The 17,531-nt window shown below is 70.7% G+C and carries 14 protein-coding genes; 4 read left to right on the forward strand and 10 right to left on the reverse strand.

Translation table 11 applies throughout. The features are described from left to right. Position 1 precedes the first annotated feature (1 nt). From kdpF to LN042_RS03405, 6 genes are all read right to left on the reverse strand, one after another. A complete protein-coding gene (gene kdpF / locus LN042_RS37135; RefSeq protein ID WP_141633550.1) occupies positions 2-91 on the reverse strand; it encodes a K(+)-transporting ATPase subunit F in 90 nt (29 codons plus the stop codon). A gap of 366 nt (positions 92-457) precedes the next feature. Further along, positions 458-1,000 (reverse strand): universal stress protein, encoded by a 543-nt coding sequence (locus LN042_RS03390; protein WP_230048248.1) that lies wholly within the window; start codon positions 998-1,000, stop codon positions 458-460. A gap of 276 nt (positions 1,001-1,276) precedes the next feature. Continuing rightward, on the reverse strand, positions 1,277-1,351 hold the full coding sequence (locus LN042_RS38280) for a 50S ribosomal protein bL37 (protein ID WP_504871017.1): 75 nt from the start codon (positions 1,349-1,351) through the stop codon (positions 1,277-1,279). Positions 1,352-1,376: 25 nt separating this feature from the next. After that, positions 1,377-2,195: an SDR family NAD(P)-dependent oxidoreductase gene (locus tag LN042_RS03395; protein WP_230048249.1), complete on the reverse strand. Its 819-nt coding sequence runs from the start codon at positions 2,193-2,195 to the stop codon at positions 1,377-1,379. 380 nt (positions 2,196-2,575) lie between these two features. Then, positions 2,576-4,429, reverse strand: a complete 1,854-nt coding sequence (gene kdpB, locus LN042_RS03400; RefSeq protein WP_283843537.1) for a potassium-transporting ATPase subunit KdpB — start codon at positions 4,427-4,429, stop codon at positions 2,576-2,578. A gap of 204 nt (positions 4,430-4,633) precedes the next feature. Next, positions 4,634-5,317, reverse strand: coding sequence for a hypothetical protein (locus LN042_RS03405; RefSeq protein WP_230048250.1), 684 nt, complete (start codon positions 5,315-5,317; stop codon positions 4,634-4,636). Positions 5,318-5,661: 344 nt separating this feature from the next. Here LN042_RS03405 and LN042_RS03410 point away from each other — a divergent pair, with 344 nt between their 5' ends. Both LN042_RS03410 and LN042_RS03415 read left to right on the forward strand, forming a co-directional pair. After that, positions 5,662-6,414 (forward strand): DUF4118 domain-containing protein, encoded by a 753-nt coding sequence (locus LN042_RS03410; protein ID WP_230048251.1) that lies wholly within the window; start codon positions 5,662-5,664, stop codon positions 6,412-6,414. A gap of 129 nt (positions 6,415-6,543) precedes the next feature. Beyond that, the gene (locus tag LN042_RS03415) at positions 6,544-7,053 is read left to right on the forward strand and encodes a hypothetical protein (RefSeq protein ID WP_230048252.1); all 510 of its coding nucleotides are present in this window, start codon (positions 6,544-6,546) and stop codon (positions 7,051-7,053) included. A gap of 189 nt (positions 7,054-7,242) precedes the next feature. On the opposite strand, the gene LN042_RS03420 is transcribed toward LN042_RS03415, so the two are convergent. Both LN042_RS03420 and LN042_RS03425 read right to left on the reverse strand, forming a co-directional pair. Next, entirely contained in the window at positions 7,243-9,189 is a 1,947-nt protein-coding gene (locus LN042_RS03420; RefSeq protein ID WP_230048253.1) for a potassium transporter Kup, read from the reverse strand. 43 nt (positions 9,190-9,232) lie between these two features. Then, positions 9,233-10,693 carry a DUF2254 domain-containing protein gene (locus LN042_RS03425; RefSeq protein WP_230048254.1) on the reverse strand — a complete coding sequence of 487 codons (1,461 nt, stop codon included), beginning with the start codon at positions 10,691-10,693 and terminating at the stop codon, positions 9,233-9,235. Between the two features lie 456 nt (positions 10,694-11,149). Between LN042_RS03425 and LN042_RS03430 the strand changes: the two genes are divergently transcribed. Next, on the forward strand, positions 11,150-12,112 hold the full coding sequence (locus LN042_RS03430; RefSeq protein WP_230048255.1) for an isoaspartyl peptidase/L-asparaginase family protein: 963 nt from the start codon (positions 11,150-11,152) through the stop codon (positions 12,110-12,112). A gap of 75 nt (positions 12,113-12,187) precedes the next feature. Then, complete coding sequence (locus LN042_RS03435; RefSeq protein WP_230048256.1) at positions 12,188-13,063, forward strand: MurR/RpiR family transcriptional regulator; 876 nt, start codon at positions 12,188-12,190, stop codon at positions 13,061-13,063. Between the two features lie 639 nt (positions 13,064-13,702). On the opposite strand, the gene LN042_RS03440 is transcribed toward LN042_RS03435, so the two are convergent. Both LN042_RS03440 and LN042_RS03445 read right to left on the reverse strand, forming a co-directional pair. Further along, complete coding sequence (locus tag LN042_RS03440; RefSeq protein ID WP_230048257.1) at positions 13,703-15,868, reverse strand: beta-sandwich domain-containing protein; 2,166 nt, start codon at positions 15,866-15,868, stop codon at positions 13,703-13,705. A 191-nt stretch (positions 15,869-16,059) separates the two neighbouring features. Next, a complete protein-coding gene (locus tag LN042_RS03445) occupies positions 16,060-17,331 on the reverse strand; it encodes an ROK family protein (protein WP_230048258.1) in 1,272 nt (423 codons plus the stop codon). Positions 17,332-17,531: the final 200 nt, after the last annotated feature.

The raw sequence follows: 17,531 nt of genomic DNA on the forward strand, positions 1-17,531 counted from the left end.
GTCAGAACTTCTCCGGGTAGATCAGCGCGACGACGAGGTAGCCGACGAGGGCGACGGCGACGATGAGACCTGCGAGGTTCTCGGCGCTCACAGCTTCTCCACCCCCTTCGCGATCAGGGCCAGGACGGCGAACACGGCGACCGTGACACCGACGAAGACGAGGTCCAGCATGGGCTCCACCAACTGGTTCAGGGACTGTTGACCGCGGACTCCCCTGGAGGCGGCCCGGCGGCACCGGCGGAAGACCGGCCAGTGCAGCAAACCAGCCGTTTCCGGCGCGCAGCGGATTCCTGACACCCTCCATACGGGTGACTCCGGAACATTGACGCGACCCATATATCGGCGTCATGCATCCGAGACCTGGGCTTGGCCGGAACGTGTCCGGGCGGTGCCGACGCTGACGACACCTGGCCGGGTGGCCGGATGCCGAAGAACCGGGCTGCGCTGCTCCCGCCGCTCAACTGGTGGGAAGCGGCTCGGTCGGGAGGTGCCACCGACGCCTGCGCCGGAGCGACTCCAGTTCGTGCTGCAGCGCGGGCCTGGGGACCGCGAGGACGGGGCAGACGGCGTGCTCCGCGCAGTACGACACGACCGAACGGCGAAGCCCCCGCCGCAGCAGACTGCCACTGGCGCCGAGGACCAGCAGGTCGTCGGGTCGGTCCGCCAGATGGATCAGTGCCCTGCCGACCTCGCCGCGCAGGACGACGGCGCCGAAGTCCACGTCCGGGCCGTCAGCGCCGAAGGCTTCACCGATCGCCGTGCGGAGCCGTTCGGCGGCGGCCTCGCGAACCTCGGCGAGCAGGGGCGGGCAGGGCGAGAGACGGTAGCCGTGCTCGCCGCCCGGAGGCTCCCAGGCCAGTGCGGCCAGGACCTCGCAGTCACCGCGCCTGGCTTCGGCCACCGCATGGTGCAGCGCCGCGAGGCTGCCGAGTGATCCGCTGACGCCCACGATGATCCGCCGCTTCGTCGACGCGTTCCATCGCTCGTCCGTGTACATCATGTCCTTCCTACAGGTAGGTCCCTGGCAGGAGATGCGGTCGGGGAGCGGGGCGCGGCGATCATTGACACATTCCTGATGAACGCAGGGCCGGACCCTACGCAACCCTGACGATGGCGGCCCGTGCGGCGCACGGCCCCCCGAGTCATCCGGAGCGGGCCTGTCGAGCCGGCGCCCGGTGCTCGGGCAGGCCGAAACCCCGGGGTCCGGCGGACTCCCAGGGCTTCGGCGGTGTGGAACCCGGCGCCGGTGGCACGCGGCGCCGGGGGCTCGGGGCGGCTACTGGCCGGGCTTGCGGCCGTGGTTCGCCTTCTTCCTGCGGCGGGTCTTCTTCTTGCGGGAGCGCTTGGACACGGACGGCCCCTCCTGTCGTCGGGTGTCAGCCCTTGGCGGTGGTCAGCTGGTCGGCGAGCTTGGCGAGACGCCGCTGGGACCGCTCCTCGTGGACGACGACGGCGGTGGGGGCGATGTCCCCGTCGTCGTAGTACTCGCCGTTGGTGAGCTCGACGGTGGGCAGGCACAGGCGGACGACCGCGGCGGCGCCCTCGGCCGGCGGTGCGCCGACCCGCCCGTAGAGGGGGAGCAGGGCGGTGTCGCACAGACCGGGGTTGACGCTCACCGAGGTGATGTCGGAGCCGGCCGGAGCCATGGAACCGGCGGCCATGCTGAGCGCCAGCTGGGACTGGGCGTAGGCGGCCACCCGGGAGTACTTCTTGACCCGGTTGGGGTCGGTCCAGTTCATGGAGGCGGTGCGGTGCAGGGAGGAGGAGACGTTGATGATCCGGGCGTTGCCGGCGGCCGCGAGCGGGCCCTGCAGCTGCTTGGCGAGCAGGTGGGCGGCGAGGAAGTTCACCTGGAAGGAGACCTCGACACCGTCATCGGTGAGCGTGCACCGCTCGGGTGCCATGACCGCCGCGTTGTTGACCAGCAGATGCAGTGCCGGGAAGGCCCGGGCGACGCTCTCCGCCAGGCTGGCGACTGCCGCGAGACGGGTGAAGTCCGCTGCGACCAGGTGGAGTTGGTCTCGCGCAGCGCCGCGCTCGACCAGCCGTTCGACGGCGTGCTCACCCTCGTTGGCGGTGCGGGCGTGGACGATGACGGTGGCCCCCTGCTCGGCGAGCAGCCGGGCGGTCTCCCAACCGATGCCGGAGGAGGCACCGGTGACGAGGGCGGTGCGGCCGGAGAGGAATGCGGACATGGTCCATCCATGGTGTGCGGGCACGCCCGGGGTGCCGGGTGCGCGCGGGTGCGCGCGACCGGGTGCCGGAGGTGCGGGAAGTGTGTTCGGAAGGCCCCGCCAGTGCCGGGAATCGAGGCTGGACGGCCTCGGGGCCGGGGCGGGGGAGAGCGCAGACGGGCCACTGCTGGCGCCCGTCTGCGCCGAGCACTCGGTGGGTCGACCGCAGGGAGGCTACGGGTTACCGGAGTGCGCTGATGGCCGTGACGGCAACGCGCGTCCGCGGATGCGGCGGACGGTCGTGGTGGCGTGCCGGACGGTTCATGTCGTTCATTCAAATCCACTGGCAGCAGGGGGACAAGCCCGACTCGCCCGCTCTGATGAATCCTTGATGCGTTTGATCAGAACAGGAACTGGGCGATCAGCAGGTCGATCAGTTTGATGCCGAGGAACGGCAGGACGAGTCCGCCCAGCCCGAAGACCCGCAGGTTCCGGGCGAGCAGGTCGGCCGCCGAAGACGGCTTGTAGCGCACCCCGCGCAGAGCCAGGGGGATCAGCGCGATGATGATCAGTGCATTGAAGATGATCGCCGAGGTGATCGCCGAGGTCGGACTGTGCAGGGCCATGATGTCGAGGTCGCGCAGTCCCGGATAGGCCCGGCCGAACACGGCCGGGATGATCGCGAAGTACTTGGAGACGTCGTTGCCGATCGAGAACGTGGTCAACGCGCCGCGGGTGATCAGGAGTTGCTTGCCGATCTGGACGATCTCGATCAGCTTGGTGGGGTCGGAGTCCAGGTCCACCATGTTGCCGGCCTCCTTGGCGGCGGAGGTGCCGGTGTTCATCGCCACCCCGACATCGGCCTGGGCGAGGGCCGGGGCGTCGTCGGTGCCGTCGCCGGTCATCGCGACGAGCTTGCCCTCGGCCTGCTCCCGCCGGATGAGGTCGAGCTTGTCCTCGGGGGTCGCCTCGGCGAGGAAGCCGTCCACGCCGGCCTCCCGCGCGATCGCCCGAGCGGTCAGCGGATTGTCGCCGGTGACCATCACCGTGCGGATGCCCATCCGGCGCAGCTCGGCGAAGCGCTCGCGGATGCCGTCCCTGACCACGTCCCTGAGCTGGACGATCCCCAACACCCTTGCCCCCTGGCGGTCGTGGACGGCGACCAGCAGCGGAGTGCCGCCGTGGGCTGCGATGACGTCGACGGCCTCCAGCACTTGTCCCGGCACCAGGCCCCCGCGCTCGTAGACCCAGGCGGAGACGGCCGCCGAGGCGCCCTTGCGGACGTGGACCGTCGGCGCGTCCGGCCGGCTGAGATCGACGCCGCTCATCCTGCTCTGGGCGCTGAACGGCACGAACTCCATGTGCCCGAGTTCGTCCTCGGCCCGCTGCCGCAGACCGTACCGCTTGGCGAGGACCACGATGGACCGGCCCTCGGGCGTCTCGTCCGTGAGGCTGGACAGCTGGGCGCCCTCGGCCAGTTGGGCCTCCGGGACACCCGGCGCGGGTAGGAAGCGGACGGCCTGCCGGTTGCCGAACGTGATGGTGCCGGTCTTGTCGAGCAGCAGGGTGTCCACGTAACCCGCGGCCTCCACCGCGCGGCCGGACAAGGCCAGCACGTTGCGCTGCACCAGGCGGTCCATGCCCGCGATGCCGATCGCCGAGGGCAGCGCGCCGATGGTGGTCGGGATCAGTGCCACCAGCAGTGCCACCAGCACGGGGGTGGACTGCTCGGCGCCCGCGTAGACGGCCATCGGCAGCAGGGAGACCACGGAGAGGAGGAACACGATCGTCAGTGACGCCGGCAGCGGGTTGAGCGCGATCTCGTTCGGCGTCTTCTTCCGCGCCTCCTCCTCTAACCGGGTGAGGCCCACCCGCCAGTGGCGCAGCCGTCGTGCGGTCGTGCCGGTCCTGGCGCGCCGGAGCGGTTCCGCCTGTGCCTTGCCCCGGCCCTCGGCGACCGCCTCGGCCAGGTTGGCGAAGACGACCGTGAGCCAGAGCCAGCCGCTGATCAGCCAGGCGAACAGGCTCGGCGAGAGCACGGCGGAGAGCGTGGTGAGCGCGGATCCGGCCTCCACCACGAACATCAGCGGATTGCGCACCATCAGCCGCGGATGCAGCTTGCGCAGCGCTTCGGGGAACGCCTTGACCAGCTGTCTCGCGTCGAAGAGCGCACCGCCCGCGCGCTGGCGGTGACGGGCCGGCGGCGGGGACGCGGGACCGGGGGCGACGGCTTCGTCGGGAGCCAGGGAAGACATGTGGGTCAGCCAACCGTGCCCCGACAAGGAACTCGCCGACTCTGACGACATCCTGACGCTGCGCCGGCAACGCTTGTCGGAGCATTGACACGAGCGGCGTCGGAACGGGCCGGCCGGATTCCGACCCGGATGGTGCCGGGTTCGAACGAATCCGGCCGCCCTGGCGGAAGCGGCCGGCATCGTTCCCGTGCGACAGGAGGTGGCCTACCGGGTGGGCCTGGCGGTCTGAATTCCCATGCCGCTCCCGTTACTTGATGACAGGGCCGAGACCGCGGCCCGTACACAGCCGAGGAGCGACGGGGTGGACGACCAGCCGCCGGACCGCCAAAGCAGCAGCTGCGTCCCCTCGGCCCGCCAGCTGAACGGCTCGGGAGCGGACAGGAGTTCGCCCACCCCGGCCACCGAGAGCGCGCTCTGTCCGTGGTGCGGATCGCGGCAGTAGCTCTCGTGGGCCGCATCGAACCGCGCCACGCCCGTCCGGACGCGGCCCGCGGGCACCGGCTCCACGACCCGGACGGAATGGAAGGCCGGCTCGTGCCGCACCTCGGCGGTGTCGACCGGGAACGGCAGGGTGACCAGGGCGATGCCGTAGAAGTGGGACGATCCGTTGTAGCGGCAGGAGTAGCCGGCCGATGTCACTGGCAGCCCCGCCACCTCGCCGGCGACCTGGTCCGTGAGGCGCTGCGCCGACCCGTAGTGGAACGGCGGGCCGGGAAGGGGGATCCGTGAGCTGGTGAACGACGGCCGGGCCGTGAAGCCGTGCCGGGCCACCAGCGCATGGCTGATCGCCCTCGTGCGGCGCCGTTCTCGCAGCGGGGGGATCCGGGGCGACCCGAGCACGAGGGTGGCAAGACAGACGAAGAGCAGGATCGGGACGATGACGCCCATGGCGCCTCCACTGGGTGAGGTCCTGTCAGCACCCGCCGGCCCGGAATGAGCACGGCATGCGTGACCTTCTTGCCGACCAGACTTCCCGGCACGCCATTCGCTGACAGTACTCGGATGGGAACGATGCGCAAGAGGGGGTGGTGCCCCGGGTTCTCAGCGCGGCGCGTCGGATCAGCCCAGGACGGATGCGACCGCGGTCCGGGCGACCGACCTCCTTCACCACTCCGTCCTACCGCCCGACTGCCGCCAACGGACGGAGTCCCGCGCAAGGAATCCGTTAACAGCCTGCCGTTCCGCTTGCCTGCGGCCCCGGGCCTGTTACACCGGAACTCGGAGGTGCAACGATGCGCCGGTACACGACAACCGGTCCGCTCTCGCTGATCGGGGCGGCACTGGCTCCCCTCGTCCTCAGCGCCGTGCTGCTGCCGCTGCGCGGCCACCTGGCGAACACCAACGTGGCCCTGCTGCTGGTCGTGGCGATCGTGGCGGTCGCCGCTTCCGGGCACCGCCTCGCGGGTGCCGTCGCCGCCCTCAGCGCCGCGGTCTGGTTCGACTTCTTCTTCACCCGTCCGTACGAGCAGTTCGCGATCAGTCGCTCCTCCGACATCGTCACCGCCGCACTGCTCTTGGCCGTTGGCCTGATCGCCTCGCAACTCGCCGCCAAAGCCCGGAAGTTCGAGGTCGTAGCGATCACGGATGCCGGCTACCTGACCCGGATCCACGAGACCGCGGCCCGCGCCCGGTCCGCCAACTCCGCCCCGGTCGTGGTCGAGTACGTGCGGGCCCAACTGGTGGACCTGCTGCAACTCCGCGGCTGCCGCTTCGAGTTCGGCTCGCTGCTCGGCCACCCGCCGCGCCTGGAGGGGGACGGTTCGATCGTCGTCGGACGGAAGGTGTGGGACACGGACGTGCTCGGGATGCCCGCCGAGGAAGTGGAGTTGCGGGTGTACGGCAACGGCAGGTACGTCGGCCGCTTCCTGCTGGATCCGGTTCCCGGCAGCATGCCGAGCAGGCAGACGCTGGTCGTCGCGGTGACCCTGGCCGACCAGGCCGGTGCAGCGATCGGCTCCCTGTCCCGAACCACAGCAGCGGCCTGACCGCTGCGCCCGGCTGCGAGAAGGGCCGCACAGAACCGCGTCGGCCGGTGCGTCAGGATTGCGCTAAAAAGGGCCCCGAAGGCGTCAGCGCAGGCGACGGGGCTCGCGGGGCCTTCTACGGTCGGGGTGGTGCAGCGCCACCAACCCCTCGTCACGGACCGCCGCTGGCCGGCCGCCGCCCGCCATGCCTTCTGCAGTGCGGCGGTGCTCCTTGCGGCGGCCCTACTGATCGACTGGGGTTCGGGCCGTCTCACACCGCTGCGCGCGGGGCTGTGGGTCCTGCTGGCCACTGTGACGTTCGTGGTCCTCCTGCCGGCCAGGGTGGTGGCGGGTGAGGGCTGGCTCGAGGTCCGCGGACTGTGGCGCCGCCGTCGGGTAGCCACCGACGCGCTGGTGAGTGTTCGCGCGTCGGGCGCCGTCGCCATCCGTCTGATCATGCGCGACGCCCACGGTGGCCGGCTGGAGCTCGATCCACGCGTCCTGGCCGCCAACCCGCTCCTGTGGCACCGACTGGACACGGACGCCTCCCACGCGCGGAAGTGCGGCACCCTGCGCGAGGGCGCGGAAGTGCTGCGCGAGCTGGACGAGCGGATATCCGGTGACCAAGCCCGCGCCCTGTTCACCCGCTCCGGTCTGTAGAAGGCACGGTCCGACCCCGGTCCTGGTGATCACAGCGCCGTTTCCCGCGGCGAGTGCGCTTCGAAGCGGAGGCGGAGCACCGCTCGGCCTCTTGCCGTCAGTAGTGACTTCCAGCGGGACTCCAGCGCTGGTCGACAGCTTGATGGTGGGCTCCCACCCCGGCCGGGCCGCCTGTCGGGCGAAGCGCGCCTACACCTCGATGTGTGAGCCCATGATGACCGTGCGGTTGCGGGGCAGGCCGAAGTACTCGGCGGCGTCGGCGGTGGTGTACGAGGTGGCGATGAACAGCCGCTTGCGCCAGGGGGCCATGGTCGGCTCCTTCCCGCGGCGGAGTTCGATCTTCGACAGGAAGTAGGACGCCTGGTCGAGTTCCAGGCGCCCTTCGGTACGAGCCGGGTCGACGAGTGCCAGTGCGCCGGGCACGTCCGGTGTCTCCATGTAGCCGAAGCGGGCCGCCACGTGGATGATCCCGTCCTCGGCGTAGCCGAGGTCGTCGACGACGATCCGCTGGTCGGCCGGGACGCGGGGCACGGTTTCGGTGTCGATGGAGAGGATCACGACCTGGTCGTGCCGCACGTGGTTGTGCTCGACGTTGGCCCGCATGGCCAGCGGGGCGGTCTGGTTTCCCCGGTTGAGGAAGACGGCCGTGCCCGGGACCCGGAGGGTGGGCACCTCCCCGCTGTGGAGCCGGTCGACGAACTCGCGCAGCGGACCCTCGCGCCGTTCCCGCTCCGCGGTGACGACCTCGCGGCCGCGCTGCCACGTCGTCATGACGGTGAACGCGGTGACACCGATCAGCAGCGGCAGCCACGCGCCGTGGACGAGCTTGGTCACGTTGGCCGCGACGAACAGCAGGTCGACGGAGAGCAGCACGGTCGCGCCGACGGCGATCAGCCACACCGGCGTGTGCCATCGCGCGCGGGCGACGTAGAAGAAGAGCAGGGTGGTGATGGTGATCGTCCCGGTGACCGCCATGCCGAACGCGAAGGCCAGCGCCGTGGAGCTGCGGAACGCGAAGACCAGGGTGAGGACCGAGACCATCAGCAGCCAGTTGATCCACGGGACGTAGATCTGACCCATGGTGGACTCGGAGGTGTACGCGATCCGCAGCCTCGGGAGGTAGCCGAGCTGGGCGGCCTGGGAGGTGACCGAGTAGGCGCCGGTGATCACCGCCTGGGAGGCGATCACCGTCGCCGCCGTGGCCAGCAGGACCATCGGCAGCCGCCCCCAACCGGGCAGCAGCAGGAAGAACGGGCTGCTGACGTTCTTCGGATCGGCGAGGACCAGGGCTCCCTGCCCGAGGTAGCTCAGTACGCACGCGGGGAAGACGAGGACCAGCCAGGCGCGGGTGATCGACCGGCGGCCGAAGTGCCCCATGTCGGCGTAGAGCGCCTCGGCACCGGTCACCGCGAGCACGACCGCGGCCAGGGCGAAGAACGCGGTGCCGAAGTGCCCGAACAGGAACCCCAGGGCGTAGCCGGGCGACAGCGCCCTGAGGATCTCCGGGTGGTCGGCGATGCCGGTCGCACCGAACGCCCCGATGGCCGCGAACCAGACGATCATCACCGGCCCGAACACCCGGCCCACCGCTGCCGTCCCCCGGCGCTGCACCAGGAACAGGACCACGATGATCGCCGCGGTGAGCGGCACCACGGCGCCGGCCAGCGACGGTTCGACCACCGTGAGCCCTCCGACCGCGGACAGCACCGAGATCGCCGGCGTGATCATGCTGTCGCCGAAGAACAGCGACGCGCCGAAGATGCCCAGCGCGGTGAGCACGGCGGTGACTCGCCGGCCCCGCTGCGAGCCCGAGCGCCGCAGCAGGGTGATCAGCGCCATGATGCCGCCCTCGCCGTCGTTGTCGGCGCGCATCGCCAGCAGCACGTAGGTGACCAGGACGATGATGACCACCGACCAGAACACGAGCGAGACCACGCCGTACACGTTCTCGGTGGTGACCGGGACGGGGTGCGGGTCACCGGGGTTGAACACCGTCTGCAGTGTGTAGATCGGACTGGTTCCGATGTCCCCGAACACCACCCCGAGGGCGCCGACGACCAGCGCGAGGCGCGCGGTGTCGGGCGCGCTGGGGTGGTGAGCCTCGGGGGGCCGTGGTGCGGAACCACGATCGGTCATGGTGCTGGTCCTCCCTGGTGCACTGCGGCGGACCATACACCGATCACCCTGCGGAAACGCTGGTGGACGCGTGCCGCGTCGTCCCCGATCGCTGGACGTATGTCCTCGCTGCCGCGCTCGCGGCCTGCGGATCCGATACCTGGTGGAGTGCGAGCAGCGCCTCATGGCGCCGCAGCACGTCCGCGCGGTCGGCCGGCTCGGTGACGGTGGCTTCGCAGCAGTCCCGGATCATGGCGCCCTGCGCCAACAGCACCTCGCGGCGGCGTGGGATCGTGGTCTGCTCCATCACGCGGCACAACGCGTCGAGTTGGCGGATCATCACGGCCGGCATGCCCGCCGAGCTCTGGCGGATCTTCTCGAAGGCGCGCTGGACCAGGCGGTCGTAGTCGGCCTGATAGGCCAGGACGCGGATCCGGCCGGCGTGGTCACGGTGGACGCGCTGCGGATGCCAGCTGTGGCTGATCCGGCACAGGCAGTGGCTGAGCCAGTCGATGCAGGTCAGCGCGGTGAACGTGTCGTTGACGGCTGGGGACAGGGCACGGATGGCGATCTCCACCAGCTGGTCGAAGCCGAAGGAGACGTCCTGGGTCAGTGTCCGGTAGGGGCCCGTCACCTGCACCCGGGTCAGCTGCGCGGCCAGTTGCGGTGCGGCCGCAGGGGGCCAGACCACGGCCAGGGGCTGGCCCTGCACCAGGAAGTGCCCGGGGCGGTAGGGCAGGTGGAGCACGGCGCCGGCGGCTGCGGCGAGGCGGACCAGTTCGTCGTGCTTGAGGAACTGCAGGTAGCCGGTCTCGGGCGTCGCTATCACCGTCCCCGACTCGTCCACCAGGCGCAGCAGCTCGTCCGCGTCCGGGCCGCAGTCGATGCCGGCCGGCGGCTGCCGGTCTGCGCCGCTCTGCGCCTCGATGGCGCGGGCCAGATCGTCGGCGATGACCGCGATGACCTGCGGCAGCTGGATCATGGTGGCGATGTGGTGGATGAAGTAGATCAGCACCCCCAGGTCGACCAGGGTGAGGCCGAGCGCGAAGGTGATCGACAGGTGCGGGACGAAGTCGCCGTGCAGGCCGGGGCTTACCGCACCCAGGGCCAGCACGGTGTAGCAGAAGCTGGCCACGAAGGTGCCCAGGGTCAGCTGGGTTCCCCGGTCGCGGATGAAGGTGCGCAGCATCCGCGGACCGAGCTGGGTGGAGGCCAGCGTCAGCGCCACGATGGTGATCGAGAAGACCAACCCGACCACGGTGATGAGAGCCGCGGCTATGGTGGTGAGGATCTGGCGGGCGCCGTCGGCCGTGCCGCTCAACACCCAGTCGGCGTAGGAGAGTCGGCCGTCGTACGCCAGGCGGTCCAGGGTGACGGTGGCCGCGAAGAGCAGGGCGAACAGCAGTGCCTCGGCGGTCGGGACCAGCCAGAGGTTGGTGCGCAGCCGCTCTCGGCGCCAGGAGGCCCCGGCAAGCAGCTGCTTCTGACGCAGCGTCGGCATCGATGGGAAAGGCGGAACGGACACGGGAAGCTCCAGTAGGCAGGACGGCGTCCACTGCCGACCAGGCTTCCCGGCACACCGGGCATCGAGCCTACCCGAGCGACTGCGTGCCGGAGCCTGTGGCGAGCACGACGGCTGCCCATGGCGTCAACTAGCGCAGACAGCCTCCTGGACCGCCGCGGCCGGGCAGCTGTTCCGCTGCCGGGTCACCCTCGGCAAGAGCAGCGCCAACGTGGAGGGCTCGGCCCCGTATGCCGAGCGTCTGATGGACGGGTCCGCCACCCGGCAACGCTTCCGGCACGCCCCGGACACCGAAGGTGTCCACGCTCCACCCGCGCGGAGCTCCGGCTTCGAAGAGACGATGCCTTCCAAATAGAACAGTATTGAGAAGAGTTTCTCCTTCTGTAATGATCGGAACAGATCGCCGCCGGAGCCTGCGGATGTCCGGCAGCACACGGCAACCAAGGAAGAGGCAGCCCAGTGGAAGAGCGGACTCTGCACGCCGGACGACCGTCGACAGCACGCGAGCTGCGGTTGTTCCAGGCGGGGCCGAGCGAGGGCGGGTACGCGCTGGTGTTGCACGGTGGCGCCGGGAGCCGACCGCGCGAACTGTCCCTGGAGGAGCGGGGCGAGTACACCGAGGGGCTGGCAAGGGCCTATCGCGCGGGCGCTGCCGTGCTGGAGCGGCACGGCAGCGCGCTGGACGCGGTGTGTGCCACCGTCGCGGTCCTGGAGGACGACCCCCTGTTCAACGCGGGGCGAGGGGCGGCGCTGACCGCACGCGGCGAGGCGGAACTCGACGCCTCGGTGATGACGGGCGACGGGGCGGCCGGCGCTGTGGCGTGTTCCCGGTTCGCGAGGAATCCGGTGTTCGCGGCCCGCAAGGTCATGGAGGAGACCAGGCACGTGCTGTTGGTCGACCCGGACGAGGATCTGGTCGCCGGCTGGGGGCTTGCGACCACGACGCCCGAGTACTTCGTGACCGAGGCGCGGCTGAGGCAGCTCGCCGAGGTGCGGTCCGCGCAACTGCCGGCGCCGCGCCACGGCACGGTCGGTGCGGTGGCGCGGGACCGCCGGGGCAAGCTGGCGGCCGCGACGTCCACCGGCGGCATCGTCAACCAGAGCGAGGGCCGGGTCGGTGACACACCGATCCTGGGAGCCGGCACCTTCGCCAGGGACGGAGTGGTGGCGGTCTCCTGCACGGGCGAGGGCGAGGCGTTCGTACGAGGTGTTGTCGCCCATGACGTCGCGGCGCGGATCAGCTATCTGCGCAGCGGCCTCGCCGAGGCGGTCACCGGGACGATCACCACCGAGTTGACCGCGCGGGAGGCGTCCGGTGGGCTGATCGCCGTCGCCGCCGACGGCACGATCGCCGTGGCGCACAACTCGCCCGCCATGTTCGCCGCGTTCGATGACGGCAGCCGGCTCGTGACGCTCGTCTGAGCGGGCGCGCGTCCCGGTCGCGGTCGGCACAGCCGCCGATCGCGTCCGGAGGGGGAGCCGGGGCAAGATGGCAGGATGCTCATCAAGGACGAGATCTTCATCCGCATGGACGAGTTCACCCCGGCGGAGAAGAAGGTCGCGCGCGTCTTGCTGTCCGACTACCCGGGCACCGGACTGCAGAGCGCGGCAGCGGTGGCCAAGGGCGCCGGGACCAGCACTCCGACGGTGCTGCGCCTGGTGGCCCGGCTGGGGATCAGCAGTTACCCGGAGTTCCAGCGCCGGCTGCGGGCGGAGATCAACCAGCGGATGAGCAGCCCGGTCAGCCGCGCGGTGCACAGTGAGCTCACCGACGTGGGCTCCCCGCTCCAGCAGGCGGTGGAGCAGCGCGCACAACTCGTGGAGCGGTTGCTCGGCAGCGTGCCTCCCGGTGAGTTCGAACGGGCGCTGCGTCTGCTGACACGCGACGCGAAACACGTCGTGGTCCACGGAGGCTACTTCTCCCGGCACGCGGCCGCCCTGCTCGCCACACAGCTGGACCAACTCATCGCCGGCGTCGATCTGGCCGAGGAGCCGCTGGGTCGCGATGCCGGCCGCTGCCTTCGCCTTGGCAAGGGAAGTGTGGCGGTCGTCTTCGACCTGCGCCGCTACGAGGTGACCGCCTCTCAGCTGGCGGCTCTCGCCAGGCAGCGCAGGGCGAGCGTGATCGTGGTCACCGACGAGGGGTTGTCCCCGGCCGCGGAGGACGCCGACGTCGTGCTGCCGGTCCCGATCGGCGGGGTCCCCTTCGACTCCTTCGCGGGGCTGTTCGTACTGGTCGAGGCCCTCGTCGAGGGTGTCTTCCGGATCCTCGGCACGCGGGGGGTCCAGCGGATGCAGCAGTGGGAGGAAACCGTACGCATCCAGCGCGTACCGCCCTCGGGGGCCGGGCTCGCGGTCGGCGTCCCTGAGTAGACGCTCGTCGGTGGACCCAGTGCTGCAACGCCGAACCGGTGTCCGGCTGTTGCGTCAGCAGGGACCGGGGAACCGGTGGTGTCGGTCCAGTAGCGAGCGGGTGTGGTCTCGGCCGGGGTACCGGTGGCGTTGAGGCCGAGCTGCCCGCCGGGGGCGTTGGTGATGCGGTGGGAGCCGTCGCCGTTGCTCGCGAACGACCAGGCCGCCCGGGCGGATCCACCGATTCCGTGGTGGGGTCCGGGAGGGTTCCGAACGGCACGGTGCACTTGACTGCCGGAGTGGGCCGGAGTCATGGAGCAGGCGCTCACCTGCCGTGCTGGCGCTCACTTGCCGTCGGCGGTGCCAGAACCCGTCGGAAGTGCTCGTGCCGACCCGTAGAACGTGCCTCGGTGTTCTCTCCTGCCCGCCCGCGTGCGACAGGGCCCTGCGGGCCGACGTCCTCCGGTGCTGCTCGGGGGACCGGTTCGGCCGCTCGGGACGGACTGGCGCCGGCTGGTCCCCCAGGGGCGTGAATCGGGGGACCAGCCGGCGCTCGTCAGGTCACTTCGACGGGTTCGGCGGGCTGTGAGTTGCCAGGGTCTCCGTCGGGGCCGTTGTGATGGGTGGGTCCGCGGTGAGTGGTCCCGGGGACCGGGTGGATCACGGCTGGACGGTCAGTGCGAACACGTGGATCGCGGGGGCGTCGGGCAGGGTGACGGAACGGACCGTCTTGCCGGGCGTCAGCGGGACGGTGTTGGTGAAGACGCCGTAGCTGGTGCCGTAGTTGGCCGGGCCGCTGGGCGTGTTGCGGTGGTCCGTGGTGAACGCGGTCTTCGCGCCGTAGGCGTCGGTCGGGGCGCAGCACCAGTTGGGGAAGCCGAGTTGGCCGGTGCTGGCGGTGCCGTCGGTGTAGGTGACGGTGACCGTGCCGGAGGTGAAGCCGGCCTCGGCGCCGAGGAAGCCCAGCGCCTGACCCTGGCCGCTGAAGGTGATCTCCTGGCCGGTGGCCGACACGTTGTCGTTCGCGCCCGCGGCCGCTGCCGGCCAGGTGAAGCTGAGGCCGTTGGCGCTGATCGTGGCACCGGCGGTGGCGCCCGCCTTGGCCAGGGCCTGGCTCGAGTAGCTGTCTCCGCCGCCGTCGAAGTTGCCGGGCGTGGTGTCGCTCTCGTCGGTGGCGCCGACGTCGTTGAACGCGGCCGCCAGCGAGGGGTAGGGCACGGTCTGGACGATCGTCTGCTCACCGCTGACCGTGTCGACCTTGCTCGAGTGCGCGCGGTAGCTCGCGGTGGCGGTGATCGTTGTGACCGTGGTGCCGGGCGCACCCTGGGGGCCGCGCACGGTCACCGTGGCCGAGGCCGTCCCGCCCGGCGCGACGCGCGGCAGCGCGACGGTGTCCGGGGCCACGGTCCAGCCGGCCGGAGCGCTGATCTGCAGCCGGCCGTCGGTCAGGGGGACGGTGCCGTTGTCGGTCAGGGTGATCTGGTAGGTCCCGGGCAGCTGCGGCGTGCTGACGTCGCGCCAGCTGATCGCGGTGGCCGGCGCGGGGCCGTGGTCCGCGGTCGGGTGGACCCGGTAGAGCACCGTGGCGTGCGGCGGCACGCCGGCCGCGATCACCCCGGTCGTGTTGGTGGCGGTCTTGCTCACCAGGTCGTCCAGCTTGTAGCCGCCGGCGACGGGCAGGCCGGCCTGCGCGGCGGTGGTGCTGATCGTCTGCGCCGAGTCGGAGGAGTTGAACAGCGCGACCGCGCGGTCCCCGTCGGCCAGCGGCTTGCTCAGCACGTCGTAGCCGGCGCCGTGCTGCACCACGCTGCCCTGGATGCCGAGCCGGTCCTGGTCCACCGCGATGACGTCGCGGTTGCCGAGCACGGCCAGTGCGGTCGGGGAGAGGTGGGTGAGGTCGGTGCTGGAGATCAGCGGCGCGGCCATCATCGCCCACAGCGAGACCTGGCTCTGGATCTCGTCCTGGCTGAGCCCGGAGTCGCCGGCGAGCAGGAAGTCGGGGTCGTTCCACCGCCCCGGTCGCTGCAGTGCGGTCAACCCCACGTTGTAGCTGTAGTTGTAGTCGATCGAGGACCACTTGTCGGGGTCCTGGCCGAGCGCGATGTCCGCGCCCTCGCGCCACAGGTTGCCGAGCTGCGCGGACCAGCCGATCACCGAGTCCCAGTTCGCCGCGCCCTGGAAGTAGGCGGGCGCGGAGATCGAGAAGACGATGTGGCGGCGGGTGTTGAGCAGTGCCCGGCTCATCGCGGTGTAGGTGTCGCGGTAGCTCTGCTCGTCGGTCTCGCCGGCTTTGGTGGGCACGTTGCAGCCGTCGAGCTTGACGTAGTCGACATCCCAGGACGCGAACAGGTCCGCGTCCTGCTGCCAGTGGTCGAGGGAGCCGGGGTAACCGCCGCAGGTGCTGGTTCCGGCGTCCTCGTAGATGCCGAACTTCAGGCCGAGCTTGTGGAGTTGCTGCCCGACGTAGGCCATCCCGTCCGGGAACAGGGCCGGGTTGGCGACCAGGTCGCCCTTGGCGTCGCGCTGTTGGGACATCCAGCAGTCGTCGATGGTGACGGTGTCGTAGCCCTTCCGGGCCAGTCCGGTGGTGACCAGGGCCTGGGCGTTGCCGAGGATCGTCTTCTCGTCGATCCCGCACTGGTAGTACGACCAGTCGTTCCAGCCCATGGGCGGCGTGGGGGAGTAGTCGGGGTACTGGGCGACGGCGCCGGGAGCGGCGGACGAGGCGGCCGCGGGCTGGGCGAGGACCGTTCCCGCGGATACGGCGGCGAGTGTGGAGCAGCAGGCAACGGCGGCACGGAGCCACCGGGGAAAGGCAGTGGGCATGCTTCGACCTCACGGGGTCTCGGGGGCGCATGGTCGCTGGCACTGTCTTGGCAGAGCTTTTTTACGCGAACTGCTCATTCATGACAAGAGTCCGGGACAAATAAGCAGTAACGCGCATGGCCAGCGCAAAATGCCGCGCACGGGAGCATGCGGGGTCCCGGGTCAGCAGCCTGACAGGTCCCGGGCCTTGGTCAGCCGGGCTGCTGCGACTCGCGGACCTCCACCACCGAAGGGTCGTGGAAGATCGTCTCCAGGGCCAGGTACGCGCCGCCCTGGGCGGCGTTGGAGAGGCCGAGGGTCGAGGCGGTGACCACGACGTGCGTGGCTGTGGGTGAGATCCGGCGATCGTCGAGGTGGCGCTGGGCCTTGTCGATCAGGTAGCGCCCGAAGACCGCGAAGTATCCGCCGAGGACGATCCGCGAGGGGTTGAGCACGTCCACCAGGACGGCCAGGCCGAGGGCCAGGTCGTCGGCGATCTCGGCGAGCGCGGCGAGCGTGCGCTGGTCACCGGCGTCGGCCCGGGCGAGCAGCTGGCCCAGGCGTTCTGCCAAGTCGATCGACCGGTCGTGCACCGGGTCCGACGGGTCGGCCGCCCTGTCCAGGAAGGCCTGGAGTCCGACGGATGCCTCCCAGCAGCCGGTGCGTCCGCAGGCACAGGGCCGGTCGTCGCGGCCGAACCTCATGTGCCCGATTTCCGAGCCGCGCCGCAGCTTGCCGTCGAGGATGCCCGCGCCACCCACACCGATGCCTCCGGTGACGTAGACGAGCTCTTGCGGATCGGCTCCTCCGGTCGTCAGGTACTCCGCGAGTGCGCCGCCCTCGGCGTCGTTCTCGACCAGCACGGGCGGAGCGTGGGGACCGAGCCGTTCACGCAGCTCGGCGCAGGCCGGCACGTCGCGCCAGCCGAAGTTGACCGCCACCCGGACCGTCCCGGAGTCGCGGTCGATCGATCCCTGGGTCACCAGGGTGATGCCGACGGCTGCCATGCCCTGTTCGCCCACCGCGTGCAGGCAGTCGGCGACCAGGTCGCCGACCTTGTGCAGGGCGGCCTGGTGGGTCAGTGACGGCACGTCGAGTGCGAGGCGCTCCTCGTGGACCACGGTGCCGCGGAGGTTCAGGGCGATGACCGTGATGTGGTCGACGCCGACCTCCGCTCCGATTCCGCAGATCCAGCGGCCGTCGAGGTCGACCATGCGGTGCGGCCGCCCGACCGCACCGGCGCGGTCGAGTTCCCCTTCGCGGACGAGGCCGCGCCGGATGAGGTCCGCCACCAGGACCGACACCGTCGCCTTGGGAAGCCCGAGCGCGGTGGCCAGTTTGGTCCGCGACTGCTCGCCGCTCTCCCGGAGACGGCGGAGCACCACGCCGAGGTTGTTGCGGCGCAGCGATGCCTTGTCGGCAGCCTCGGAATGGCCGGGGGACAGGCTGCCGATGCCGGCGGAGGTCTGTTGCCCTTGCCGCACTTGCTCTCCTCTGCCGGTCGCGTTCCCGCAGGCCGGCCCTTGTCGGGTCAGCGGCCGCCGGCGGCACCCACTGCCACGGCGCAGCCGACGAGCGTTCAGTCGATGCCGAACGGCCTCGTGCCGTCCATATTAGTTGAGTCACTGGGCTAAATAAATCCCCACTCTCCCTACCGAGCATCCTCTCCGGCGAAGGCGCCGGC

Origin of the sequence: Kitasatospora humi (assembly GCF_020907985.1) — a bacterium.
Taxonomy (GTDB): Bacteria; Actinomycetota; Actinomycetes; order Streptomycetales; family Streptomycetaceae; genus Kitasatospora; species Kitasatospora humi.

What these genes read in the sequence shown, in the direction of transcription:
- LN042_RS03420 (WP_230048253.1), bottom strand. Translation starts at nt 9,189, where the DNA reads ATGACCGATCGTGGTTCCGCACCACGGCCCCCCGAGGCTCACCACCCC.
- LN042_RS03435 (WP_230048256.1), top strand. Translation starts at nt 12,188, where the DNA reads ATGCTCATCAAGGACGAGATCTTCATCCGCATGGACGAGTTCACCCCG.
- LN042_RS03395 (WP_230048249.1), bottom strand. Translation starts at nt 2,195, where the DNA reads ATGTCCGCATTCCTCTCCGGCCGCACCGCCCTCGTCACCGGTGCCTCC.
- LN042_RS03405 (WP_230048250.1), bottom strand. Translation starts at nt 5,317, where the DNA reads ATGGGCGTCATCGTCCCGATCCTGCTCTTCGTCTGTCTTGCCACCCTC.
- kdpB (WP_283843537.1), bottom strand. Translation starts at nt 4,429, where the DNA reads ATGTCTTCCCTGGCTCCCGACGAAGCCGTCGCCCCCGGTCCCGCGTCC.
- LN042_RS03390 (WP_230048248.1), bottom strand. Translation starts at nt 1,000, where the DNA reads ATGATGTACACGGACGAGCGATGGAACGCGTCGACGAAGCGGCGGATC.
- LN042_RS03440 (WP_230048257.1), bottom strand. Translation starts at nt 15,868, where the DNA reads ATGCCCACTGCCTTTCCCCGGTGGCTCCGTGCCGCCGTTGCCTGCTGC.
- LN042_RS03410 (WP_230048251.1), top strand. Translation starts at nt 5,662, where the DNA reads ATGCGCCGGTACACGACAACCGGTCCGCTCTCGCTGATCGGGGCGGCA.